Raw genomic sequence first — 23,551 nt, 5'->3', positions numbered from 1 at the left:
ACCGCACCTGTGAGGGCCACCGTCCAGGCCGTTTCCACGGTCCGGGACGATGGCAGGCATGACTGGTGGGGGAGACGCATACGCACAGCTGCTCACGAGGGCGGGTCTGGAGATCGTGGGTGACGGTCGCGCCGGCGACGTTCTGCCGACGTGGGTCGGCACCCATCTACTGCGGTACGCGGACGACCCCGAGTCCACGGCCGAGTTGGTGGAGCGGTTCAGCCGTGACCCCGACGAGGAAGTACGGGCGCGGGCCGCGAGCGACCCGCGGCTGTCCGCCGCCTCTGCCGTACGACTGGTCGACGACCCCCGGTGGTCGGTGCGTCATCAGGCGGCCGGGCATCCGCGCCTGCCCGCCCGGACGCTGATCGGACTGTTGCGGGACCGCGAGCGCGCGCGGGTCGCGGCCGGGAACCCGGCCCTGCCCGTGGCGGTGATGCACGGGATGATCGACGCCCGGGAGTCCTCCGTCAGGGGGTGAAGCGGCGGCGCGAGGCCTCGATGTGGCCAAGGTTCTGATGGGTCCAGTCGCACATTCTGTGGACCATCTCCCGCAGTGCCTGACCCGGCTCGGTGAGGGTGTACTCGACCCGTGGCGGCACGGTGGGGTGCACACACCGCTCGACCAGGCCGTTGCGCTCCAGCATGCGCAGGTTCTGCGTGAGCATCTTGTGGCTGATGCCCTCGATCTCGTTCCGTACCTCGCCGAAGCGCAGGGTGCCTTCGCCCAGGGCGTCGATGATCAGGAACGCCCATTTGTTGGCGACGTCCGAGAAGATCTCGCGCGCCAGGGAGTCCGCCCGCGTCAGGTCCGCATCCTCGGGCGAGCCGCTGAACTGCTTGGTCACCATCAGGTACCCCAGTCACCGAAAAGTGCGTTCTTCCACGTCAGCGGTCACTCTCCTACAGTTCCCGAGTAACCACAAGAGACCGGGGAGCGCCCCCGTCCGGTGGCGGACTGGCCCATGGGCCCGTCATGACGAGGAGGCGGGCAGCATGGCCATCACCCTGGTGAACCCCAGCGGATTGCCGGAGATCGACGCCTACCGGCAGGTGTCGATCGCGACCGGATCGAAGCTGGTCTTCATCGCCGGGCAGGTCTCCTGGGACGCCGAGGGGACCACGATCGGCGAGGGCGATCTCGCCGCGCAGGTCGAGCAGTGCTACCTCAACGTCGGCACCGCCCTGGCCGCGGCCGGTGGATCCTTCGACGACGTGGCGAAACTGACCGTATACGTCGTCGACTGGACCCCCGACAAGATGCCGTCGTTCCTGGAGGGGGTCGCCCGGGCGGCCGAGCAGCTCGGGGGCACCCCGGTGCCGCCGGGCACGCTGCTCGGAGTCGCGGCACTGGACGTACCCGAGCATCTCGTCGAGGTCGAGGCCACCGCGGTCATCGACTGAACAGGCCGTCCCTCGAAGAAGGTTGCCTGCGCTGCTCGTGACCGCGAGACCTCGAAACCGAACAGGCCGTCCCTGTACGAAGGTTGCGGGTAGCGCTCGTGACCGCGGGACCTCGAACGCCGACGCGCACCGGCGCGAGCGGTCGCCGGCCAGGGGCTCACCGAGCACCGGGGCCGGACCCGATGTGCGTGACTCGTGCCCACGCGGGAGGCGAGTCCGGCACATGGTCCGGATTGTCCTCGTCCCAGGTCGCGCGCCTCTGCCGAGGGAACAGACCCACCACCGTCCGGCACGGTGGTCGCGTGTCCGGCCAGGGCGTCTGGCCGTCGGTGAGGACCACGACGACATCCGGCCGGGGCTGCGTGCGGAGTGCCTTGGCGAAGCCCGTACGCAGATCCGTGCCGCCACCGCCCATCAGGGGAATTCCCTCGGCCCGGCACAGCGAGTGCGCGAACTCGGCCGCCGCGTCGCACGGCACCACGGTGACCATGTCGCGGCGGCCGCCCACGGCGCGTGAGATCGCTGCGACTTCGAGGAGCGCGCTGCCCAGTTCGGCGTCGCTGACCGATCCGGAGGTGTCGATGATTACGGCGACCCTCGGCGGCCTGCGCCGCAGGCTCGGCAGAACGGCGCCCGGCACCGCGGCCGAACGCCGCGACGGCCGGCCGTAGGTGTAGTCCTCGCCCGCACCGGCGGCGGAGGCCGCCGAGCGGACCGCCGCCCCCAGCAACTCCCGCCACGGCTGCGGCGGGTGGAAGGCTTCCTCCGCCCACCGCTGCCACCCCTTCGGCGCGCTGCCCGGACGTCCGGTGATGCCCTGGGCCACCCGGAACGGACCGCGTCACGTTCCTGGTCGCTGAGGCCGTGCGCGCCGTCCGCTCCCCTTTCCCACTCCCGCGCCAGTCCGTCGGCGCCACTGCCGCAGTCCAGCCAGGTCACGCTCTGCGTACGCGGTCCGAGCTGGAACAGGCGCAGGTAGTCCTCCATCAACTCCCCCTCGGGGAGCCCCAGCAACGCCGGATCGACCACGCCGTCCGGCCGGACCAGTCCGTCACCGAACGCGTCGTCGTTGATCTCGCAGTCCGCGGCAATGTTCATTCGCAGCCGTTCCCCCGGGCCGGTCAGCCCCCGCTCCTTGGCGACCCGGTCACTGCGGCCGTGATGGTCGCGCAGCAGGTGCGACACCTCGTGCACCCACACCCCGGCCAGTTCCTCCACCGGCGTTCGAGCCACGAACGCCGGTGAGACATAGCACCGCCAGTGCCGGTCCACGGCCATCGTGGGTACCAGCCGCGACTCCACGGTGTGCAGGGCGAAGAGCGCGGTCGCCAGGTAGGGCCGTGCCCGGGCGGCCTGAAGCCGGGCGGCGAAGAGCTTGTCGAGGTCCAGTGCCCTCGGTGCGTCCGCCGTCATCGTCCGGCCTGTGTGGCGACGGCGGCACGAGCCGCGGCCTTGTCGGCTCGGCGGGACAGGGACACCACTCCGGCGAGCCCTTCGATCGACGCCGGTACGTCCCAGTCCTCACGGCGCAGCGACGCCAGGGTGGTCGCCGGGACCACCACCAGATCGGGGGCTCCCGTCTCCAACGCCCGTACCAGCAGCGCCCAGGCAGCGTCCCAGCGTGACTTCTCCGGCCGGGCGCGGACCGCCTGCACGACACCGTCCAGCACGGCCTGGCGCAGATCTCCCCGTTCGGGCAGGACCGCGCTCGCCGGATCGGCGAGCAGCACCTCGGGATCGGGGAGGTCCATCCGGTCGAGACCGGCCAGCAACTCCAGTCCGGGACCGTCACCCACGGTGCCCCTGACCAGCAGGGAGAGCACTTCCCGGGACGAGCCGGCCGCGGTCGCGAACGCGATCAGACACAGTGCCATCTCCCAGCTCCGCGGTGACGGCCACGGCCCGCCCCGCCGCGTTTCGTTGCCGGGCAGCCGGTGTACGAGAGTCGGGCGTGCGGCGAGCAGCCCGCACACCGCGCGGCGGGCGAAGTCCACGGCGTCCGGCAACGTCGCCGGGTCGAGCCGGGGCAGTGTGGCTCTCGGCCACGTCCCACCGAGACCGCGTACCACCACCTCGTGGTCGTGCGTCCACTGAAGATGGACGAAACGGTTGGCCAGCGGCGGGCTCAGCTCCCAGCCGTCGGCCGCCGAGGACCGAGGGTTGGCGGCGGCCACGATCCGTACTCCGGGCGGCAGTTGGAGGGAGCCGATCCGCCGCTCCAGGACGAGACGCAGCAGGGCGGCCTGAACGGCCGGTGGCGCGGTGGACAGTTCGTCCAGGAACAGCAGACCCTTGCCGGCCCGTACGAGTCGCACCGCCCAGTCCGGCGGGGCCATCGGGACACCTTGTTCCGCGGGATCGTCCCCGACGACGGGCAGACCCGAGAAGTCGGACGGCTCGTGCACACTGGCGATCACGGTGGTGAGGGGGAGATCCAGGGCCGCGGCGAGTTGTGTCAGGGCCGCGGTCTTGCCGATCCCCGGCTCACCCCACAGGACGACCGGCAGGTCGGCGGCCACGGCCAGCGTGAGCGCCTCCAGTTGTGTGTCGGGACGGGGTTCGGTGGAGGCATCGCGCAGCAGCGTCAGCAACTCACCGGCGACGGCGAGCTGGGAAACGTGGGCGGGGTCGTCGGGAAGGGTGCCGGTGGAGGCAGCGGCGAGCGGGGTGTACGGGGGCATGTCTGATCACCTTTGGGGTTCGTGATGGGGCACGTGGGTGCGGAGGACCGGGTCCTCGGGTCAGCGTGCGGTGGTGTGGCGCGGGTGGGAGCGCAGTTCACGGGGACGGCGGGAGCCCGGATGGAGACGGCTCGGCCTGGGGCCGACCAGGCCTGCCCGGTAGAGCCCGTAGGCGATCCGCCGCCGCGCGGCCGCCTCCAGCGCGTCCCGCAGAGCTCCGTCACGCAGCACGGCCTCGGAGCCGAGCAGGCCCTCGACGACGGCCAGCGCACCGGCGGTGTCACCGTGATCCAGACGTTCGCGGACGCCGACGAGACAGTCCGGCCGACGGTGCGCCTGGTCGATGAACTGCAGGCAGGGAAGGGGGGTACCGGTCAGTGCGACCAGTAGTTCTTCGCGGTCGATCTCGGCGGGGTCGTGGTCCAGGGGCACGAGCACCCCGCCGACGAGGCCGACCCGGTGCCGGTCTCCGCGGCATTCCACGAGGTGTGGTTGTCCCGTCCCGGTGGGGCCTGGGGAAGGGGCGGCCGGCGCGTGGTCGGGTACGAGTGCCGAGGCGACCAGGGGGTGCAGCCGGCCGGCCTCGATCGAGCCGGTGCGGATCAGGTCCAGATCGGGCAGCACCCAGGTCGCCGCGTCGGGCAGGACGGGCAGGGTGGAGATGCTGCCGTCCGTGGGAGCCGGTGTGATCCGCAGGGCGGGCGGCCTGAGACCGTCGCTGTCCGCGGCCGGTTGCAGCAGCAGCCTGCGCCGCCCTCCGAACCGCACGGCGACCGTGCCGTCCCTGCCCTCGGCGCGGAGCAGGATCGCCGCCTCGTCCGCCCACCGGTCAACGGCACAGCGGAGCTGCCGCGGCACCAATCCCCGTGGATCGGAATCAGAGGGGTCCGAGGGACGGGAGTCGGCGGACAGCGGATCTGCGCCGGACCGGACCCGGAGCGCATCGGTCCTGCGCGCGTCCCAGAGATGACGGTGCAGGTCGAGGCGGAACCGCCGGTCCGGACGGGGGTGCGGGTGTCGTCGGGCGGCGGGATCGGCATGGGACCCGTCCCACAACGCCAGGCTGATCCGCTGACCACCATCCGCCCAGGCAGGCGGAGTACGGACCACCAACTGCACCGGCGATCCGTCGTCCCGCCCGGCAGTGTCGTACCGGGCCAGAGCAATGGTCAGACCTGGGCGCAGTAGCCCGTCGGGAGCGACCCTCGGCATGTGCCAGCGCAGCAGGTCCGGGGTTAGGTGGCGGAGATCGGCCCGCATACGGGTCGCGAGGTCGCGGCCGTACGTGCGGGCCACGGAGCGCATATCGAGGTCGATGTCGATGCCTGCGGCGGCGCACGCACCTGCCCAGTCCCCGGCATGCCGGCGAGCGGTCGCAGTCTCGATCATGGACGGCGGCACGGCGTACTCACGCACGCGCAGCCAGAAGGAAAGGCGGGAATCCCCGTTCGCGATCTGAGTGAGCATCAGCACTCACCTTGCGCGGACGGGACCCCCAATCTGTGAACAGAATGAGTGATCATCGCCGGCGAGCATAGCGCGCCGGACCGCGATCTGCCAGGTCCCGCGGACAAGGCCGAGCCTCCGCCGGCCCGAGGCTGCTGTCCGGGGGAAGGGATCGACATGACGCCGGACCGTGACAACTCGAAGCCGGCGGTGCTCAACCGCCTGATCATCCGCACGGTGTGTCTGGCGATCGGCGTGTGGGTGATCACCATTCTCGCCGGGACCGTGCTGTTCATCCGGTGGTGAGTGCCCGGCGCTTGTTGTCCTCGGGCACTGTCGGTCAGACGCGGCGCGCCGCAACCACCGCTGAGCTGGCCGGTGTTGTCAGTACTTCCGTCGCGTCCAGTGATGGGTGCGTGAGGTAGAACAGGCGGAGCTCATCCACTTCACCCTCGAAACGAGGCGGCCAATGGGGCGACGGGGTGAAGTCGTCCAGGACGAGAATGCCACCGGGTGCGAGCATCTCGACGACCCGCCGTGGGTCGTCACGCTTGCCGCCGCCGTCGCAGAAGAAGACGTCGAAGGGGGCGTGCTGCGCCAGCAACCGCCAGTCTCCGGTGAGCACGTTGACGCGCGCGTCGTCCGCGAAGACACCGGCCGCTCGACGGGCCAGCTCCTCGTCACGCTCCACGGTGACCAGGCCCGCGTCTGCGCCCAGCCCACTGTGCAGCCAGGCGGTGCCCACTCCCGAGCCGGTGCCGCTCTCCGCGATGACCCCGCCGGGTTTCGCGGCAGCGGTCAGCCTGAGCAGTCTGCCGACTTCAGGAAGGCAACTCTTCTTGAATCCCGTCTCGGAGGCGACGCGCTCTGCGGCCACCACGCGAGACGGAATCGCACGTTCTGTCACGGTCACGCCCCTCTCATCGTGAACGGGACGCTATCCGTCACCGGGGGCGTCCGTACGGACTTTCAGCCGTCAGGCCCCGTCGAACCCTTCCCGGTCGAAGCACTAGGGTCGCTCGGATGACCGAGGCGATGGGTGATCCACTGCAAGGATGCGGGTATGAGCGCGTGAGGCGGCCCGCCCGTACGCGGCTGCCCGCGCCGCAGGCGCGCGGCGCGGGGGTGGCGAGTGGCAGAGGGGAGACGACGCATGGCCGAGCAGCCGGGCCGCGACTGGACGGCCATGACGCGCGCGGACTTCGACCCTGACGTTCCTCTGCAGCTGGCAGTGCCCACGGGTCCGGCGGCCATTCCGGCCGAGCCCGACGAGTGCGGTACGGCTCCGCTGTTCGGCGAAGAGTCGCCCGTCCGCCGTGCGCCGCGTACGGCCCGGCGCCGGGCCGTACGCATCGATCAGGACGGCCTCTTCTGAGTGCATGCCGATGATCTCGGTGTTGACGTTTTCCGGTTGGCTTCGACGGCAACTGCCGGGAGAGACGCCGCAGTTGGTCGAGACAGTGAACGCGCCGCCGGTTGCGCACACCTCGGTACGGGTAGCGGCGCGACCGTTCGCCAAACCCCGTTGCCCGTCGTCGGTTGGCCGCGTACCTTCGACCGTATGGGAACTCTGTGATCACCCCGCGCACGACCGCGTCGAGCTCTGCTCCGCGGTCGCGGCGTTGATTCGTCCTCGAATCCGTTCTATCGGCATCGGCCGAGAACTGGGGCTTTCACATGCGTGCCCGACGTACCTCATCCCTCTCACAGCTTTCCCTGTGCGGTGTCTCCAAGTGCTACGACGACCGCACGGTGCTCGACCAGGTTTCCTTCAGCCTCGCCCCCGGTGAGAAGGCCGGCGTCGTCGGTGACAACGGGGCCGGGAAGTCCACCCTGCTGAACCTTCTCGCCGGCAGGGAGCAACCCGACGCGGGCGAGGTGACCGTGACCGCGCCCGGCGGAAGCGGGTATCTCGCCCAGAGCCTCGGCCTGCCTGCGGAGGCCACCGTCCAGGACGCCGTCGACCTGGCGCTCGCTGAGCTGCGTGCACTCGAAGCGGCTCTGCGCCAGGCCGGACGCGCTCTCGCGGACGCCCCCGTGGACGCGGATCCGGCCGATCGCCTCGCTGAGTACGCGCGGCTGACCGAGCGGTTCGAGGCCCGTGACGGCTACGGCGCCGACACCCGCGTGGATGCCGCACTGCACGGGCTCGGTCTGCCCGGCCTCGCCCGGGATCGGCAGCTCGGCACCCTGTCCGGCGGTGAGCGGTCGCGGCTGGCGCTGGCAGCGACCCTGGCGTCCCGGCCCGAGCTGCTGCTGCTCGACGAGCCGACCAACGACCTGGACGACCGGGCCGTCGGGTGGCTGGAGGACCATCTGCGGGCCCACCGCGGAACCGTCGTCGCGGTCACGCACGACCGCGTGTTCCTGGAGCGGCTCACCACTACGGTTCTGGAGGTCGACGGCGGTCGCGTTTCCCGCCACGGCAACGGGTACGGCGGTTACCTCGCAGCCAAGGCCGCCGAACGCCGCCGCCGGCAGCAGCAGTACGACCGGTGGCGTGCCGAGCTCGACCGGAGCCGCAAGCTTGCCGAGTCCCACGTCGCGCGCCTGGGCAGCATCCCGCGCAAGACACCGAAGGCCATTTTCGGCTCCTCAGCGTTCCGCGCGCGGGGGCGTGCGCACGGCGCGATGAGCCGTATCCGCAATGCCAAGGAAAGGGTCGAGCGGCTCACCGCGCGGCCAGTGGCACCGCCGCCGGACCCGTTGTCGTTCACGGCCCGCATCGTCACCGACCGCGGACCGGGCGAGGCGCCCGCCGCGACACTCGACGGTGTCGTCGTCGACGACCGGCTGTGTGTGCCCGAGCTGCGCCTGGGCCCGGCGGAGCGGCTGTTGGTCACCGGCCCCAACGGCGCGGGCAAGAGCACGCTCTTGCGAGTCCTAGCCGGGGAACTGAGGCCGGACGTCGGCACGGTGGCCGTTCCGGGGCGAGTGGGACACCTGCGGCAGGAGGAAGCGCCGTGGCCGCCGGCACTGACCGTCCTGGATGCGTTCGCACACGGCCGCGCCGGTGACCGGGACGAACACGCGGACCGGCTGCTGTCGCTCGGTCTGTTCGCACCGGAGGCGCTGCGACTGCGCGTGGGGGAACTGTCGTACGGCCAGCGGCGCCGCATCGAGCTGGCGCGGCTGGTCAGTGAGCCGGTGGACCTGGTTCTGCTGGACGAGCCCACCAACCATCTCTCACCGGTGCTCGTGGAGGAACTGGAGTCGGCGCTGACCGGTTTCGGGGGCGCGCTGGTGCTGGTCACGCACGATCGCCGGATGCGGTCGCGCTTCATGGGGTCGCGGTTGGAATTGCGCGAGGGGGCGGTGACCGGCGGACGGTGACGTGGGTGTGGGGGAGTGAGAGGGGGACGTACGGTGATCGCGTGATCTCGCGTGCGTGGGCGATCGACGTGGTGGAACGGCACCTGCTCGTCGAAGCGGCCGAGCAGGCGTCGCCGCCGATGGTGGTCATCGATGTGGAGCGACATGCGCTGGGATGGCTGATCATTTGTCAGTCGCCGCGATACGCACGAACGCGGGACCCGGCCGATGCCCTCGTCGGTCACGGCCCGTTCCTCGTGGACGCTGGAGGGCAGCCTGCACATGGTGCACCAGCAGTTCTGCAGCGACGGTCAGGAATGGGAGGACCAGTACCGGGAGAAGGTCCGTGGCGAGCTCCCGCCCCGGGAGCTCGATGAGGAGGTGCGGCGGCTGACACGCGCCGGGCGCCGGCTCGACGCGTGCGGGGCGGTGCGCCGCGCCGGGGGAGGGCTGAGTCCTGCCGACGCCCTCCGCTATGTGGACACTGTCGCGGCGGGAGGCGACCCGCCCGCCGGCCTGACGGCCCGACTTCCGCAACCCGACACCCGGTACCTCGCCATCACCACGTACGGCGGCCCCCCGCCCCGAACCGCCGCACTGGTCGAGCGCCCGAAGCGCTCCTCGTTGACCTTCGGACCGCAGGGAGCCCCGGGGTGGAAAGGCCTGGTCAAGCACTCGTCTGCCGGTGCTCCGCTTGACACGGGGTGTCACGGTGGCAGGCTTGAGCCAGCGCCTGCTGCTGCAGATCCGGCGTATTGTGCGGCCGGCGCCGATGAGTCATGCCGGTCAGTGCCCGGTATGCACGTCGCCCGCGGGTGGTCCAAGGAGATCTGCCGAGAAGGTGCCACGATGACTGACGTGTTCCGTGTCTGCAGTCACCTCGACCAGGTCCGGCCCGTGGTCACACCCGACAGCCCGGATTCCTGTACGGAATGCGTCGCCGAAGGCGGTACCTGGGTGCACCTGCGGGAGTGCCAGATGTGCGGGCACGTGGCCTGCTGCGACTCCTCACCCGCGCGCCACGCCACCGCGCACAACGCCGCCACCGGCCACCCGTTGATCCGCTCGTACGAACCGGGCGAGACCTGGTGGTGGTGCTATGAGGACCAGGTGGTCTTCGACGTCGAGGGTGAGGGCCCGGCCCGCGCGGCCTAGCCCGGCCTGCCCCCAGTCCACGCGAGACCGCGCGAGGGGTGACCGGCGACGGCGACGCGATCGTCGGTGACACACCTCTGAAGCTCAAGGAGCCGTCATATGCAGGAAGACAAGCACCCGGCCTACCGTCCTGTGGTGTTCCGAGACCGTGCGGCGGGGTACGCCTTCCTCACGCGTTCCACGGCTACGAGCGATCAAGAGATCACCTGGGACGACGGCGAGACGTACCCGGTCGTGGACGTCGAGATCTCCTCGGAGAGCCACCCCTTCTACACCGGCAAGGCGCGGACAGTCGACTCCGAGGGACGCATCGCCCAGTTCGAGCGTCGTTTCGGGAGCACCCCGCAGTCCGGCGGTGAGGGCGGCGAGGGCCGCGCCTGAGGCGACCGCATGCGCACGGCGCCGGGCCGTGTGTCACATGTGATCTTGTGGGGCAAGCGGGCGCAGCCGAAGGGGCCTGATCCCCGACTGGCTTCCCTTCCGGGTCGACCGGCCACGTACTGGCCGCCCTCGCCGGCCGGCCGACACCCGACACGGTCCACCACGACTTGATAGGCAAGTGCTTAGTTGCCTATCATCTGGTCGTGGCCGACGACCTCTTCAAAGCCCTGGCCGATCCCACCCGACGCACCATCCTCGACGAGCTCACGGAGAAGTCCGGACAGACCCTGTTCGAGATCTGCTCGCGGCTGAGCATGAAGCATCAGCTCGCGATCTCCCGCCAGGGGGTGTCCCAGCACCTGGCTGTGCTGGAGGCCGCCGGGCTCGTCGAGACCAGGCGGGAAGGCCGCTACAAGTTCCACGACCTGAACACAGCCCCCCTTCGGCAGATCGCCGAGCGCTGGCTCGTGCCCGACACCTCCGGACCGGAAGAGAGCACCCCATGAAGATCCGTCTGACCAGCGTCTTCGTCGACGACCAGGCCAAAGCCCTGCGCTTCTACACCGAGATCCTCGGCTTTGTGAAGAAGCACGACGTCCCGGTGGGGGAGAAGGACCGGTGGCTGACCGTCGTCTCGGCCGACGAGCCGGGGGGCACCGAACTCCTGCTGGAGCCCGCCGGTCACCCGATCGTCAAGACCTACCGCGACACGCTCGTCGGAGACGGCATCCCGCTCGCACAGTTCGCCGTCGAGGACGTGACGGCGGAGTACGAGCGCCTGCGCGGCCTCGGAGTCCGCTTCACCCAGGAGCCCCTGGAGATGGGACCCGTCACCACCGCCGTCTTCGACGACACCTGCGGCAACCTCATCCAGATCGCGACCCTGCCGCAGTAGGCAGCCGGCCGTGCGAGGGCCCGCCCCCGGCGACGGGAGGAGGGCCGGCCCCAAATGCGCCGACGGCGGGGACGCGACTCCGGACTCCGGCGGCCTGCTCAGTCGGTGAAGAGCGCCGCGACCCGGGGCAGTCGGGCGGCGATCCGACCGTGGTCTTCGAAGTCGAAACCCCAAGCGGGGTCGAGCTGGGGGTAGTTGATGCTGAAGGAGCCGCCGGGCAGCTGTGATCCGGTAGCTGCCTCGTAGGCGTCCCAGGCGATGCTCAGAGTCTGTTCCCCTTCCAGATCCAAGCCCACGCTCGCTGCCGCGTGGACGGCGGGCAGGTCGGCGAGGCGGTCGGCATCGTCGACGACCTGCTCGAAGGTGGTGCGGCCCTGGGTGATCAGCCAGCCGCGGAAGTACTCGAAACCGTCGTCCGAACAACCGCCGTTGATGACATGGGCGGCAGCCCAGAGCGGGGCTTTGTACGACGCGGCCATCAGGTCCCACAGGATCCGCTGGGCATCGAGGATCTGCTGGGGTTCGCGGGCCGTCAGCAGTGCCGAGGCCCGACGGGCGATGTCCTCCGCATCGGTCGTATCCGCGGCGCGGCCACGAGCTTGTTCCATGAGGTGCCAGAACTCTTCGGTGTCCATGGCGGCACAGCCTGGCACCCGGGTCTGACAACCGATGGACGTACACCGCCGCTCCACCCCGGAATACAGGGCCGCCGGACGTGTTTGAGAAGCTACAACTACCTTGCAGCACAGGGCTGTACGGCGAAAAGGAGGACGCGTGGCGGAGCGCAAACCGGGGTCGCGTACCCGGCTGGACCGAATATTCTTCCTCGGCACCTTGCCCGTCGCGGCCACCGCGCTGACCGGCACCGTCGCGGTGTACATGGCTCTGGTGGCCTTCGGGAACATCACCGACTTCGACACCAATCGGCAGTTCGTCCAGCATGTGCTGGCCATGGACACCACGTTCAAGGACGAGGACGTCATGTGGCGGGCGATCGAGTCCCGCACGCTGAGCGACATCGCATACGTCGGGATCATCGCCTGGGAAACGGTCGCCGCCGTCATCCTCGTGGCAGCGACCTGGTGGTGGGTGAAGGGCCTGGCGCGAGGGGAGTTCATCCGGGCGCGCCGGGCGTCCACTTTGGGGCTGACCATGATGCTGCTGCTCTTCGGTCTCGGATTCATCGGCATCGGCGGTGAGTGGTTCCAGATGTGGCAGTCGTCCGACTGGAACGGGCTGGACGCCGCGGGACGCAATGTGATGGTGGCGGCCTTCGTGCTCGTCGTCATCCATCTGCCCGCAGTGCGCGACCGGGATGACGTGGCGGAGGCCGCGGGCCCGGCACGGTGAGTACGGCTCGGTGAGCCCGCGGGCCCGGCACCGTGAGTACGGCTCGGTGAGCTTGCCGGCGTCGGGCGGGCGCCGCTGGGGTGCAGGACCGCACCGCTGAAGCGTTGTCGAAAGCCGGAGGTGTGACGCAGACCCGTCACACCTCCGAGTCCGCTCCGGCGCTGTCCACATCTCCGCCCGAACCCACGCACCAGGCCTCGCCCGGTGCCCAATTCGTCATGATCGACTGACCCCAGCTGTGTCAGGTTCATTGACAGAGGATGAACACGGCCGGATTCTGAGAGCGCTCTCACCCTTCAGGCACCGTCCATTCCCCCCGTCCGGTGACCCACAGGCCGCGTGGGCGCCGCACTTCCCGTCCATCGGGATCACCCCCACAAGCCCCCACAAGGAGGCAAGAGCGTGTTCCGCTTACCGAAAGTCCTCGCGTCCGTGGTGTCCGCGCTGGTCGTCGCCACGGGCCTGACGGTCCTCGGCCCGTCGGCATCCGCGGAAGCCGTGCCGGCGACCATTCCGCTCACGATCAAGAACAGCTCGGGGCGCAGCGAACCTGTCTACATCTACAACCTGGGCACCGAGCTCTCGTCGGGCCGTCAGGGCTGGGCCGACGCCAACGGCACCTTCCACCCCTGGCCGGCGGGAGGCAATCCGCCGACGCCCGCCCCCGACGCCTCGATCGCGGGACCGGCCAACGGGCAGACCAAGACGATCCGGATGCCCAAGTTCTCGGGTCGCGTCTACTTCTCCATCGGCCAGAAGATCGTCTTCAAGCTCACCACGGGCGGTCTGGTACAGCCCGCCGTGCAGAACCCGTCCGACCCCAACCGCAACATCCTGTTCAACTGGTCCGAGTACACGCTGAACGACGCCGGTCTGTGGATGAACAGCACTCAGGTCGACATGTTCTCGGCTCCGTACGCGGTGGGCGTCAAGCTCGCCAACGGCACGGTCAAGAACACCGGCAAGCTCAAGCCGGGCGGGTACAACGCCGTCTTCAACCAGCTGCGGTCGGCGGGCTGGGGCGGACTGATCCAGAACCGTCCCGACGGCACTCCGCTGCGCGCACTCTCACCCGGTCACGGCATCGCGGCGGGCGGCATCTCCGCCGGCGTCATGAACGACTACATCAACCGGGTCTGGAGCAGGTACAGCTCCTCCACACTCACCGTGACGCCGTTCGCGAACCAGCCCAACACCAAGTACTACGGCAGGGTCTCGGGCAACGTCATGAACTTCACCAACGGCTCGGGGGCTGTGGTCACGAGCTTCCAGAAGCCCGACTCCGACAGCGTCTTCGGCTGTTACAAGCTCCTCGACGCGCCCAACGACCTGGTCCGCGGCCCGATCTCCCGCACCCTGTGCGCCGGCTACAACCGCTCGACGCTGCTGACCAACCCCAACCAGCCCGACCCCAACAACGCCAACTTCTACCGGGACGCGGTCACCAACCACTACTCGCGCATCATCCACGGGCAGATGGTCGACGGTAAGGCGTACGGCTTCGCCTTCGACGACGTGGGTGCCCATGAGTCCCTGGTGCACGACGGCAACCCGCAAGAGGCCTTCATGACACTGGAGCCGTTCAACTAGGCCCGTCCGGGCCCCTCGGCCCCCCAAGCCCTGTCCGGGGAACAGCCGGACAGGGCGCGCGGGCCCGTCCGACGAGCTGTACCTCAGCCGGGTGCGGTACGAGGACGGGCGCGACCCCGTGACCGGCGCCTGACCCTCGCTGTCCGCCGCCCCCGGTACGACGCGATCCGCCCGCCGGATTTCTGCCGGCCCCCGTCAGGGGCAGCTGTACGCGAACCGGACGTCCGCCGTGCGCGGGGACGGTGAGACGATCCGCAGTTCCGCCCTGGCGCGGTACTCCCCGGACCCGTGGAACGTCCACAGCAGATGCAGACGTGCCCGCTCCTGGCCGCGCGTCAGCTTCTCGGTCAGCAGCCCCGATGTGGTGCCGTCGCTCCGCACCCAGCGGTATCTGAGTGTGCCCGGCCGGCCATTCGTGTCCACCACACCCACCACATCGGCCGTGCCGTCACAGCCGGGACCCTCGGTGACCGTACGGACGGACACGTCCCGCACGGCGAGACCGGGCCCGTAGCGCTGCCAGGCGAGGAAGACGAGGACGGTCAGCAGCACCACTCCCGCCAGGGTGTAGGGGCGGAGGCCGCCGCGGCGGGGTTTCCCGGGAGGCCGGCTGTCCTCGGGCCGTCCCGCCAGGGTGCCGCCGTGCCAGACGGCGGCGGTGGAGTCGCGGGGTACGCGGCTGCGGGCGAGCGCCGTCACGCCCGGCCCGAAGCGCAGGACCTCTCCCTCCACCCGGTCCGGCTCCGCGTCCGGCCGCACGCGCTGGATGAGGGTCGCCCTCTCGGTGGCGGGCTCGGGGCCCGGTTCGGGCTCGGGTTCGGGTTCGGGTTCGGGACGCTCGAACCACTGGCTGCCGAGCGCGGTCGCGCTGTACTCGTCACCGCCGCCGTCGCGGCCTCGTGCGACCTCGGAGTGGTCACGGCTGCCCTCCGGGCCGGGTCTGCCGTCGTGGTCCCGGGGACCGCGGATCCGGTCGTCTCTCATGAGATCGTGCACCGCCGGACGAAGACCTGCTGGGAGGAACTGCCGGAGGCCGCCCCGGGGTTGGTCGACGCCCGCACTCCCCAGTAGCAGCCCTTCCCCTGGAAGGTGTGGTCCAGTGCCAGCGTGTACTGCGTCGCACCGCTGCGCTCGAAGGTCTGCGACCCGTCCGGAACGCCGAGTTGCCCCTGTGCGTCTCCGGTGAACCAGGTGATGACAACGGTGACGGGCCCCGTCCCGTCGGTGGCGACGTCCACCGACGCGACGCCGCCGGTGGTCGACACCTGACGCAGGCCGGTGACGGACACGGACGTGACCCTCAGCGGAACCGTGGTCGGCTCCGACGGTGTGGGTACGGCCGTCGTCGGGTCCGTGGTCGGGGGAGGCGGGGGAGTGATGGGCGGGTCCACCACGGGTGTGGGTGCGACGGTTCCGCCGCTCGCGGTGTCGGTCGGCGAAGGGGACGGGGAGTGCGAGCCGGACGGCGAGGCGGATGCGGACAGCGAGGGGCTCGCCGACGGAGACGGGTCCTGACTCGGCCAGACGGTCGAGCCGGGCCGGGCACTGGTGGTGGCGAGAGTCTGAGCCGTCACCTGCGGGACGCCGCCTCCCGTTGCATCCGCGGCCACACCGACCAGTATCGCGATGACGACGGCGGCGACACCGGTCAGGATGCCCCGGAGGCCGGGCTTCCAGCTGTCGCCCCGGCCTTCGCCGAGCGCCGTGGTGGCCACCGCCGTCGTTCCCGCCGACTGCCCGCCGGCGGACGGGAACAGCAGGGGCAGGAGGCCGGCCAGCGCGGCGAGCCGGCGCTGGCCCCGCTCCTCCCAGTCCGCGCCGTACGCGGCCCGCGCGACGTCTTCCAGCTCGTTCACGAAAGCCGCCGCGTTCTCCGGGCGCTCCTCCGGGGTCTTCGCCAGCCCGCGCCGGATCAGCGGCCGTACCGGCTCGGGGGCGCCGTCGTCGGGGACCGGCGCTCCGATGTGCTGGAGGGCCAGTTCGGCGAAGTTCTCGCCGGTGAACGGCTTGTGTCCGGTCAGGCACTCGTAGAAGGTCGCGGTCGCCGCGTAGACGTCGGCGGCCGGTGACGCGGGTTCCCCGTTCCACTGTTCCGGCGCCATGTAGGCGGGGGTGCCGGCCACACCGGGCGTGGTGCCACGGCCCACCGCGATCCCGAAGTCGACCAGCTTCGACGCCCCGTCCGCCGCGACCAGGACGTTCTCCGGCTTGTAGTCACGGTGGACGACACCCGCCCGGTGCGCCGCGGCCAGCCCCAGCAGGGAGCCCTTGAGGACCACCAGCGCGGCCTCGGGGCCCGTGGCGCCCTCGCGGAGCAGCAGCGTACGCAGGGCGACACCGTCGACGAGCTCCATCACGATGGCGGCTCCGTGCGGGGCTTCGACGTACTCGTACAGGCCGACGACGTACGGCGAGTCGAGACCGCCGAGCAACCGGGCCTCGGACCGGAAGTCCTGGACGAAGGCCGTGTCCGTCCGCAGCCTCTCGCTGAGGTGTTTGACGGCCACCGGAACGCCGCTCTCGTCATGGACGGCCAGGACGACGCGCCCGCCGGCGCCGGAACCGAGCTCACGTATCTCCGTGTACCCGGGCACTGTCCACGCGTTCATCCGTCCCCCTTGCCGCAAGTGCTCCCGCCGGACGTCCGGGGCGTGTTCGCACGGAACGCGACCGCCGCACGGTAGCCCACTTGCTCTCCCCAAGGCAGACACAATTCCGTCACGACCGGTTCCCGCGGCCCCCGGCCGAGGGACAGCTCCCGGCCGACGAACCCCGCCCTCGCCGTCGCGGACGGCGCCCGACCCCAGGTGGTGCGGTAACGCGGCAGCAGCACACAGGAGTTGAACGGCCGGGTCTCCAACAGGCGCAGTCGCGGCACCTTGTCGGCGTTTCTCGAAGAGATGCTGCCCGTGGTGACGATGTCCTGCCCGGTGCGAACTCTGCGCCCGCGCCTCCTGCGTGACGCCGCCGCGCAGGATGGTGATGTTGTCCCACTCGGGATCGTCCAGGGTGCGGACACCACGTACGTGGACACCGAGTTGAGGTGGTCCGACACGGCTGTCGTGCCGTCGGCCTGCCGGGCCGGAAGCCGCGCATCTCCTCGAAGGTCACCCTCCCGAGGGGCGCGTCGGCGGCCGCCCTCTGGTCCCGAGTGCTGCCTCGATGTCGGACCGGTCCGACTCGGCGTCGACCCCGGCGGGGCCGAACCAGCCCTCTGCCGCGTCGATGACTCGTCGAGCGTGATGTTCCCGGTGATGATCAGGTCGCGCGTCCGGGCTCCGGACGTCTGTCCGTTCGGTCTCCGTCACAGGACTGTCGTGTGCGCCGGCCTCATCGGGTTGCCGGATTCATCGGGTTGTGGCGTCCGGGATGCATTCGTGCTCCGTGCGAGGCACGGTGGAGGCATGCCTCCTCACCCACCGGTCATCGTTCACCCACCGTCGCCCAGCGGCGGCCGAAGAGTGACCATCCACGGACAGATCGCCGGTCTCGCGCACGGCCGCGGCGACCTCGCGGAACTGCTGCGCAAGGAACTCGGTAGGCAGGACGAGGTCATCGATCTGTCCGACTCGGATCTGATCGAGTGGCGTGGCGGCGGAGTCGACGACTGGCCGCACCCCTGAGGAGCGGGCCGCGTCGGGACATGAGGAAGCCCCGGCTGGAGGGGGGAGTCCAGCCGGGGCGGTATGAGGTGGAAACGGAGGGCGGTCGCCTCGCGGCGAAAGGCTCCATGGGGCTTCAGCCGAACGATCTTCCCCATGGGCTATGGGTAGGGCCCGGGGACACTGTCCCCTCCGCAGCCACATACCGCTCAACGGGCGACCGGCCCCCGTTGTTCCGGTATTCACCGTTCCGGCATGTGATGTGCCTCATGCCGCCGCGGTCGGCGTCGGTGTGACCCGGCCCTGGGGCCCCACCACGTCGATCATCTCGGCCGGCTCCGGGGCGTTTCCCCGGAATCCGAGGCCGTGACGGCCCTCGCGGCCTCAGTGGACGGCGCCCGCTCCGGTACTCGCGGCGTGGGCCCGCGCGTCGTCGTGGACGGCGAGGTGATAGACGGCGAACGCCCGGCCGATCACCGGCTGGGCGACATTGCGCACCCGTACACCGCCGCTGGTCATCCCGTGCTCGGCCCCGTGATGTGCGTGCCCGTGCACGGCGAGATCGGCGCCCGCCGCGTCCATCGCCTCCGCCAGCAGATAGCTGCCGAGGAAGGGGAAGATCTCCAGTGGTTCGCCCGCCAGTGTGTCCGCCACCGGCGCGTAGTGCGTCAGCGCGATACGGACGGTGCAGCCGCGTTCCGTCAGGTCCTCCAGGGAGCGCCGCAGTTCCTCCGAGCACCGTTTGGTCACGCGGATGAAGTTCTTCATTTCGGGCTCGCCGAAATCGCCGCCCTCGCGTCCCGCGAAGCCCCCGCCGAAGCCCTTGGTCCCGGCGATCCCGACCCGTACGCCGCCGATGTCGAGCACCGTGCCGTCGCCTTCCAGCACGGTGACGCCGGCCTCGCCGAGCAGTTGCGCGATCTCGGTCTGGAGATCGCTGTGGTAGTCGTGGTTGCCCAGCACGGCCACTACCGGCACGTCCAGGCCGGTCACCTCCCGGGCCACGACCGCGGCCTCGTCGAGCGTCCCGTGCCGTGTCAGGTCCCCGGCGAGGAGCAGCAGATCCGCGCACTCGCTCAGGGTCTCGAAGGCGGGGCGCAGTACGCCGGCGCTGTCCGGGGCCATATGGATGTCGCCGACTGCTGCTACGCGGATCACGCCAGCTCCTCGGGGTGGTCGGGGGCGGTGGCACACACCACCACCAGGTCCTCGCGGACGGGCAGTCCCAAGAGCTCGTCCTCGGCGATACGCAGGATCTCGTCGCGGCAGGCGGCGCTCGGCACGCTGCCGGACAGCAGGACGCTGTCGCCGCGCATCTCGATCCGCACGCCCATCTCCGCGGCGGATCCCTCCGCCAGGCGCTCGCGGAGATGGGCGATGCGGTACTCGGCGGTTTCGGTGTGGCTCATGAGTCCTCGTCCCCCTTCTCGGTGTCCCTGTCCCGCTCGTCGATGATCTCCAGGCGTTCCAGCAGGTAGAGGAAGGCGTCGGGCATCGGGACGTCCTCGTAGTCCCGGCGCAGCCGGTCCCAGTCGATCTTCTCCCGCAGGGTCCGGGCGATCGGCAGGACGGCGCCGAAGTCGCAGTGGTGCTCCGAGAACGCGGCCATCAGGCTGCTCACCAGGTCGGTCGGGGAGAGCACCGGCATGCGGACCGAGTCCACCGGCAGGATCTCCGCCCGGTCCAGCAGTTCGTGCGTCACGGGCCGCTGGGCGAGCTCGAAGATCAGGTCGATCTCCTCGCCGTGGCTGCGGGCCTTGATCAGCCAGTCCTCGGGAGGCGTACGGACCTCGACGCCTGCCGCCTCCAGCTCCTGCGTCACCGCCTCGGCGTCCTCGCGCAGGATGCAGAAGTCCACGTCGTGCTGGAAGCTCGCGGGCACCCCGTGTGCGTAGGCGGCGACGCTGCCCACGAGGGCGAAGGGGTGTCCGCCGCTCTTGAGCCGTGCGGCGACGTGCTTGGTGGCTTCCAGGATGGCCTGCGTACGGTCCGGCGGCAGGGGCCATGGGCTGCTCCGCCGGCCGGCCACCTGGGCGGCTTCCGCGGGGAGACCCGTCGCCGGGCTGCCGACGGCCAGGTGCAGGCCGGTCGGCTCCGCGCGGTCGCCGAGCTGCGTGGCGTCCTGAGAGTGCTTGCTCACGAGTGCACCGTCCTCCTCGTCGGCCGGCCGGGCACTGTCGGCCCCCCGGCCTGTGGCGTGGTCCCTCTTCACTCCGTGCCCATTTCCCTGCGCTCCTCATCGCTCCAGGCCCGGGTGTCACGGGGCTGGACGTACGGTTCCTCGTCCGCGGGGTGCCCTCCGACGATGGCCCGCTCCCGCGCCATCTCGGCGTCGAACTCCAGGCCCAGGAGGATCGCCAGATTGGTGATCCACAGCCACACCAGGAAGATGATCACGCCGGCGAGAGTGCCGTAGGTCTTGTTGTACGAACCGAAGTTCGCCACGTAGATGGCGAAGCCGGCGGATGCCGCGATCCAGATCAACAGGGCCAGGAAGCTGCCGGGGGTGACCCACTTGAAACCGCGCCCCTTCGCGTTCGGGGAGGCCCAGTACAGGATGGCGATCATGATGGTGACCAGCAGGACCAGGACGGGCCATTTCGCGATGGACCACACCGTCAGCGCGGTGTCCCCGATGCCGAGGGCGCTGCCCACCTGGCGGGCGATCCCGCCCGTGAACACGACGATCAGCGCACTGACGCAGGCCAGCACCATCAACACCACCGTGACGACGAGGCGCAGGGGAGTGACCTTCCAGACCGGGCGGCCCTCGGGGATGTCGTAGACGGCGTTGGAGCTGCGGATGAACGCCGCCACATAGCCCGAGGCCGACCACAGCGCCGCCAGCAGGCCGACGATCGCCAGGACGGATCCCGTGCCGCTGCCGGCCTGGAGCTGCTCGACGGCGTCGGAGATGATCTGGCGCGCCGACCCGGGGGTGAGCTTCTCGAGATTGTCGAGAATCGACTGCGTCGTGGACTTCCCCGCGACGCCGAGCAGTGACACGAGAACCAGCAGCGCCGGGAACAGCGCGAGCACTCCGTAGTACGTGAGCGCGGCGGCCCGGTCCGCGAGTTCGTCGTCCTTGAACTCCGTGACCGTCCGGCGCAGCACCGCCCACCACGACTTCTTGGGCAGTTCCGCGGGAGTGTCCGGGGCCTCATCGGACTCACCCGGAGGGGGGTTCCCGGTCTGCGCCGAGGTGTCCTCGGCGTGTTCCGGAGGCTGTTCCTTGGTGTGCCAGATACGTGCCATGCCGTTACGGGTAACCGCAAAACCGCTGAAGTCACCTGCCCGGCAGAAGTCCCGCCCTGAGGTGGTCCTGAGGTTGCCCGGCGGGCCCGCAGCGGCTACGGGGCGCCGTCCTCCTCGTCGGGAATCGTGTGCATCGCGGCTTCCTCCGCGGACGCCGCGCCTCCGTCGATGCCGACGTCACGGGCGGTCACGTCGTTGTACTGACGGGACGCGTAGCCGTCCTGGGTGAGCCGGCCGGAGCGGTCGTCTCCCGCCTCGTCGTCGAGGGGCTCGCCCTCGCCGCGGGGCAGATCGCCGATCCCGTCGCCCGGCTCCGGCTCGATGTCCGGGGTCTCCTGGGCGAGCCGCTGATCGAGGGACTCGCCCTCCCGCTGTTCCTCGCCGGTGGTGCCGTGCTTCCCCACACCCAACGGGCGCTCGGGCGGTGAGTAGCCTTCCTCGACGATGTCGTCCAGATCCCGCTCGTCGATCGCGTTCTCCAGGTCGAGGTCGTCGGTCGGACGGTTCTGGGTCTCCGTCGCGTCGGGCTGGTACACGTCGTCGCCACGTGCATCGTCGGACATGTCAGGCTCCTCGTCTCCCGTGAGTTCGGTCCCGTGATGGGCGGGCACGACTCGGTGCGCGTGCCGCACCGACGTGCGTACGCGCAAAGTCGCACATTCCGGGTGCCCGAAGAGAAGCGGGTAAACCACTGGGACTGCTGGGATGTCCGGGTGCCATGTGGGCGGCGTCCACAGCCGCAGGGGGGACCTGTTCAGGCCGTGCGCGCGGGGGCGGCGCACCGCTCAGGACGACGGGATCCTGGTGAAGCGTCCGGCGATGCGCAGATCGGCCTCGATCCGGGCGGCCGCCGCCCGCAGCGTGGGCAGTACCTCCGCCAGGCACTGGTCCACGGTGCGGCGGCTGCTGTGCATGGCGACGTTCACGGCCCCGACCGCTCGTCCGCCGTGATCTCGTACCGGCACGGCCAGGGAGCGCAGGCCCTCTTCGAGCTCCTCGTCGACCAGCGCGTAGCCGTCCCGCACCACCTGGGCGAGAACGGCGTCGAGCCGTTCCCGGTCGGTGACGGTCCGGGAGGTCAGCGCGCGCAGTTCCGTACGCGTCAGCAGGGCCGCCCGCTCCCGTGCCGGCAGGTCGGCCAGCAGGACGCGCCCCATGGAAGCCGCGTACGCCGGAAATCTCGTGCCGATCCCGATGTTGACGCTCATGATGCGACCGGTCGCGACCCGGGCCGTGTACTGGATGGCATCGCCGTCCAGCACCGCCAGGGACGCCGAGTCGTGCACCTTGCGCACAAGGGTCGCCAGATGCGGTGAGGCGATGTCCGGGAGCGTGATGCGCGACAGCGGCGGATACCCGAGCGTCAGCACCTTCGGGGTGAGGCGGAAAGCCCGCTCGCCTGCCTCCACGTGTCCGAGGTGCTCCAGGGTGATCAGCGCACGGCGGGCGGTGGCGCGCGCGAGTCCGGTGGCCTGGGCGACCGCGGCGAGCGTGAGTTCCGCGCGGCCCTCCCCGAAGGCGGTGAGCACGGTCAGCCCACGCGCCAGCGACTCGACGAACTCGGCGCCGAGTTCCTTTTTGGAGGCGCCTGTCCAGGCGGCGAGCCCGCTGGACCGGACCTCGGTCTCGACCCGGCTCGTTCTCAGTCGCTCCTCCATCGCGGCCACGGTGTTCCGCGCCCGCGGCAGCAGCGACTCGCGCATCGAGGCCGAGGTGTGACGGCTGGTGTGGCTGACCACGCCCACGGCGCAGACCACCCGGCCGTCGGGGGAGCGGACCGGAAGGGCGAGTGTGATCAGGCCCGGTTCCACGAGCTGGTCGTCCAGGGCCCATCCCTGCGTACGGGCCTGCAGGGCACGCTCCTCGAAGCCGAGACCCCCTTCGGCGCGGTCCGCAGCCGGCGGGAAGGCGAGATTGTGCGGGGTGGCGCCGCGCCGTGCGCGCCATTGGGACCACTCCTCCTCGCTCCAGGATGCGGCGAACACCGCTCCCTGCGCGGTACGTTCGGCCAGCAGCAGGTCCCCGATGCGGAAGGTGAGCGACATCGCCCGCCGCCGCCTCGTCCGGTGGACGAAGCGGATGCCGTCGCCGTCGGGCACGGCCAGCGAGACGGACTCGTCGAGAGCGTCGGCGAGCTCTTCCGCGAGCGGGCCGAGCGGGCCGGGCACCCGGATCGCGGCGAGGTAGGCGTTCCCCAGTTCCATCAGCCGGGGCGCCAGGACGGCGGTGTGCTCGGCGAGCCGGAGGTAGCCCATGCGCGCCAGGGTCGCGGTGATCCGGTCGACGGTGGAGCGGGCGAGTCCGGTGGAGCGTACGAGCTCGCTGACGGTGGCTCGTCCGCCCGCCTCGCTGATGTCCTCGAGGACGGCGACACCGCGCATCAGCGGACCCACGGCCTCCCGGGGCGCCGCGTCGGGGATCGGGGTCGTCACGGTCATCGGCCCTCCGTGCGGTCGTCGTGCGTCGATGTCCTGGAGCCC

Annotated in this window: 27 protein-coding genes and 1 pseudogene; 13 read left to right on the top strand and 15 right to left on the bottom strand. The window is 70.6% G+C overall.

All coding sequences use genetic code 11. From position 1 onward, the window contains the following. The first annotated feature begins 58 nt into the window (after window positions 1–58). Entirely contained in the window at window positions 59–481 is a 423-nt protein-coding gene (locus ABTX78_RS00230; RefSeq protein WP_352204545.1) for a hypothetical protein, read from the top strand. Here ABTX78_RS00230 and ABTX78_RS00225 read toward each other — a convergent pair. Continuing rightward, a complete protein-coding gene (locus ABTX78_RS00225; protein WP_352204544.1) occupies window positions 471–851 on the bottom strand; it encodes a winged helix-turn-helix transcriptional regulator in 381 nt (126 codons plus the stop codon). The two genes, ABTX78_RS00230 and ABTX78_RS00225, sit on opposite strands and share 11 nt — an antisense overlap. A gap of 145 nt (window positions 852–996) precedes the next feature. On the opposite strand from ABTX78_RS00225, the gene ABTX78_RS00220 reads away from it, so the two are divergent. Then, window positions 997–1,404 carry a RidA family protein gene (locus ABTX78_RS00220; protein WP_352204543.1) on the top strand — a complete coding sequence of 136 codons (408 nt, stop codon included), beginning with the start codon at window positions 997–999 and terminating at the stop codon, window positions 1,402–1,404. A 157-nt stretch (window positions 1,405–1,561) separates the two neighbouring features. Here the strand turns inward: ABTX78_RS00220 and ABTX78_RS00215 are convergent, their stop codons facing one another. From ABTX78_RS00215 to ABTX78_RS00200, 4 genes and pseudogenes are all read right to left on the bottom strand, one after another. Beyond that, a complete protein-coding gene (locus tag ABTX78_RS00215) occupies window positions 1,562–2,044 on the bottom strand; it encodes a VWA-like domain-containing protein (RefSeq protein ID WP_352205005.1) in 483 nt (160 codons plus the stop codon). Window positions 2,045–2,077: 33 nt separating this feature from the next. Continuing rightward, window positions 2,078–2,817, bottom strand: a pseudogene (locus ABTX78_RS00210) (vWA domain-containing protein); the annotation flags it as partial. Then, complete coding sequence (locus tag ABTX78_RS00205) at window positions 2,814–4,085, bottom strand: AAA family ATPase (RefSeq protein ID WP_352204542.1); 1,272 nt, start codon at window positions 4,083–4,085, stop codon at window positions 2,814–2,816. The pseudogene ABTX78_RS00210 and the gene ABTX78_RS00205, both read right to left, overlap by 4 nt. 60 nt (window positions 4,086–4,145) lie before the next feature. Further along, complete coding sequence (locus tag ABTX78_RS00200) at window positions 4,146–5,552, bottom strand: hypothetical protein (RefSeq protein ID WP_352204541.1); 1,407 nt, start codon at window positions 5,550–5,552, stop codon at window positions 4,146–4,148. A gap of 156 nt (window positions 5,553–5,708) precedes the next feature. On the opposite strand from ABTX78_RS00200, the gene ABTX78_RS00195 reads away from it, so the two are divergent. Next, complete coding sequence (locus tag ABTX78_RS00195) at window positions 5,709–5,837, top strand: hypothetical protein (RefSeq protein ID WP_352204540.1); 129 nt, start codon at window positions 5,709–5,711, stop codon at window positions 5,835–5,837. Between the two features lie 34 nt (window positions 5,838–5,871). On the opposite strand, the gene ABTX78_RS00190 is transcribed toward ABTX78_RS00195, so the two are convergent. Further along, window positions 5,872–6,444: an O-methyltransferase gene (locus tag ABTX78_RS00190; protein WP_352204539.1), complete on the bottom strand. Its 573-nt coding sequence runs from the start codon at window positions 6,442–6,444 to the stop codon at window positions 5,872–5,874. A gap of 240 nt (window positions 6,445–6,684) precedes the next feature. Between ABTX78_RS00190 and ABTX78_RS00185 the strand changes: the two genes are divergently transcribed. The 7 genes from ABTX78_RS00185 (at window position 6,685) to ABTX78_RS00155 (ending at window position 11,274) form a co-directional block, all read left to right on the top strand. After that, on the top strand, window positions 6,685–6,906 hold the full coding sequence (locus tag ABTX78_RS00185; protein ID WP_352204538.1) for a hypothetical protein: 222 nt from the start codon (window positions 6,685–6,687) through the stop codon (window positions 6,904–6,906). Between the two features lie 302 nt (window positions 6,907–7,208). Next, window positions 7,209–8,864, top strand: coding sequence for a TlrC/CarA/OleB/SrmB family ABC-F type ribosomal protection protein (locus ABTX78_RS00180; RefSeq protein ID WP_352204537.1), 1,656 nt, complete (start codon window positions 7,209–7,211; stop codon window positions 8,862–8,864). 119 nt (window positions 8,865–8,983) lie between these two features. Continuing rightward, window positions 8,984–9,220, top strand: a complete 237-nt coding sequence (locus tag ABTX78_RS00175; RefSeq protein ID WP_502993738.1) for a YrhB domain-containing protein — start codon at window positions 8,984–8,986, stop codon at window positions 9,218–9,220. A gap of 472 nt (window positions 9,221–9,692) precedes the next feature. Further along, complete coding sequence (locus tag ABTX78_RS00170) at window positions 9,693–9,998, top strand: UBP-type zinc finger domain-containing protein (RefSeq protein ID WP_352204535.1); 306 nt, start codon at window positions 9,693–9,695, stop codon at window positions 9,996–9,998. A gap of 99 nt (window positions 9,999–10,097) precedes the next feature. Further along, window positions 10,098–10,379: a type B 50S ribosomal protein L31 gene (locus ABTX78_RS00165; protein ID WP_352204534.1), complete on the top strand. Its 282-nt coding sequence runs from the start codon at window positions 10,098–10,100 to the stop codon at window positions 10,377–10,379. Window positions 10,380–10,582: 203 nt separating this feature from the next. Next, the gene (locus ABTX78_RS00160) at window positions 10,583–10,885 is read left to right on the top strand and encodes an ArsR/SmtB family transcription factor (RefSeq protein WP_313948117.1); all 303 of its coding nucleotides are present in this window, start codon (window positions 10,583–10,585) and stop codon (window positions 10,883–10,885) included. Further along, the gene (locus tag ABTX78_RS00155; RefSeq protein WP_352204533.1) at window positions 10,882–11,274 is read left to right on the top strand and encodes a VOC family protein; all 393 of its coding nucleotides are present in this window, start codon (window positions 10,882–10,884) and stop codon (window positions 11,272–11,274) included. Before ABTX78_RS00160 ends, ABTX78_RS00155 begins: the two co-directional genes overlap by 4 nt. A 98-nt stretch (window positions 11,275–11,372) precedes the next feature. Here the strand turns inward: ABTX78_RS00155 and ABTX78_RS00150 are convergent, their stop codons facing one another. Next, window positions 11,373–11,909: a DUF4240 domain-containing protein gene (locus tag ABTX78_RS00150; RefSeq protein ID WP_352204532.1), complete on the bottom strand. Its 537-nt coding sequence runs from the start codon at window positions 11,907–11,909 to the stop codon at window positions 11,373–11,375. Between the two features lie 139 nt (window positions 11,910–12,048). On the opposite strand from ABTX78_RS00150, the gene ABTX78_RS00145 reads away from it, so the two are divergent. Continuing rightward, on the top strand, window positions 12,049–12,624 hold the full coding sequence (locus ABTX78_RS00145; protein WP_352204531.1) for a DUF2165 domain-containing protein: 576 nt from the start codon (window positions 12,049–12,051) through the stop codon (window positions 12,622–12,624). Window positions 12,625–13,026: 402 nt separating this feature from the next. Then, window positions 13,027–14,214, top strand: coding sequence for a glycoside hydrolase family 64 protein (locus ABTX78_RS00140; RefSeq protein WP_352204530.1), 1,188 nt, complete (start codon window positions 13,027–13,029; stop codon window positions 14,212–14,214). 195 nt (window positions 14,215–14,409) lie between these two features. On the opposite strand, the gene ABTX78_RS00135 is transcribed toward ABTX78_RS00140, so the two are convergent. After that, window positions 14,410–15,198 (bottom strand): hypothetical protein, encoded by a 789-nt coding sequence (locus ABTX78_RS00135; RefSeq protein ID WP_352204529.1) that lies wholly within the window; start codon window positions 15,196–15,198, stop codon window positions 14,410–14,412. Then, window positions 15,195–16,823: a serine/threonine-protein kinase gene (locus ABTX78_RS00130; RefSeq protein WP_352204528.1), complete on the bottom strand. Its 1,629-nt coding sequence runs from the start codon at window positions 16,821–16,823 to the stop codon at window positions 15,195–15,197. The genes ABTX78_RS00135 and ABTX78_RS00130 overlap by 4 nt, the downstream gene beginning before the upstream one ends. A 795-nt stretch (window positions 16,824–17,618) precedes the next feature. On the opposite strand from ABTX78_RS00130, the gene ABTX78_RS00125 reads away from it, so the two are divergent. Continuing rightward, entirely contained in the window at window positions 17,619–17,837 is a 219-nt protein-coding gene (locus ABTX78_RS00125; protein ID WP_352204527.1) for a hypothetical protein, read from the top strand. Between the two features lie 363 nt (window positions 17,838–18,200). Here ABTX78_RS00125 and ABTX78_RS00120 read toward each other — a convergent pair whose 3' ends face one another. The 6 genes from ABTX78_RS00120 to ABTX78_RS00095 form a co-directional block, all read right to left on the bottom strand. After that, complete coding sequence (locus ABTX78_RS00120) at window positions 18,201–18,974, bottom strand: metallophosphoesterase family protein (protein WP_352204526.1); 774 nt, start codon at window positions 18,972–18,974, stop codon at window positions 18,201–18,203. Next, window positions 18,971–19,225, bottom strand: coding sequence for a hypothetical protein (locus ABTX78_RS00115; RefSeq protein WP_352204525.1), 255 nt, complete (start codon window positions 19,223–19,225; stop codon window positions 18,971–18,973). Before ABTX78_RS00115 ends, ABTX78_RS00120 begins: the two co-directional genes overlap by 4 nt. Next, a complete protein-coding gene (locus ABTX78_RS00110) occupies window positions 19,222–19,956 on the bottom strand; it encodes a nucleotidyltransferase family protein (RefSeq protein ID WP_502993712.1) in 735 nt (244 codons plus the stop codon). The genes ABTX78_RS00115 and ABTX78_RS00110 overlap by 4 nt, the downstream gene beginning before the upstream one ends. 68 nt (window positions 19,957–20,024) lie before the next feature. Further along, a complete protein-coding gene (locus ABTX78_RS00105) occupies window positions 20,025–21,071 on the bottom strand; it encodes a YihY/virulence factor BrkB family protein (protein ID WP_352204524.1) in 1,047 nt (348 codons plus the stop codon). 95 nt (window positions 21,072–21,166) lie between these two features. Next, complete coding sequence (locus ABTX78_RS00100; RefSeq protein ID WP_352204523.1) at window positions 21,167–21,634, bottom strand: DUF5709 domain-containing protein; 468 nt, start codon at window positions 21,632–21,634, stop codon at window positions 21,167–21,169. Between the two features lie 222 nt (window positions 21,635–21,856). Next, window positions 21,857–23,509 (bottom strand): IclR family transcriptional regulator domain-containing protein, encoded by a 1,653-nt coding sequence (locus ABTX78_RS00095; RefSeq protein ID WP_352204522.1) that lies wholly within the window; start codon window positions 23,507–23,509, stop codon window positions 21,857–21,859. Between the last annotated feature and the right edge of the window lie 42 nt (window positions 23,510–23,551).

This window comes from Streptomyces sp. NPDC096193, from assembly GCF_040302905.1.
Classification (GTDB): Bacteria; Actinomycetota; Actinomycetes; order Streptomycetales; family Streptomycetaceae; genus Streptomyces.
Note: the sequence above shows the minus strand (reverse complement) of the source record. Positions and strands in the feature narration are given on the sequence as shown.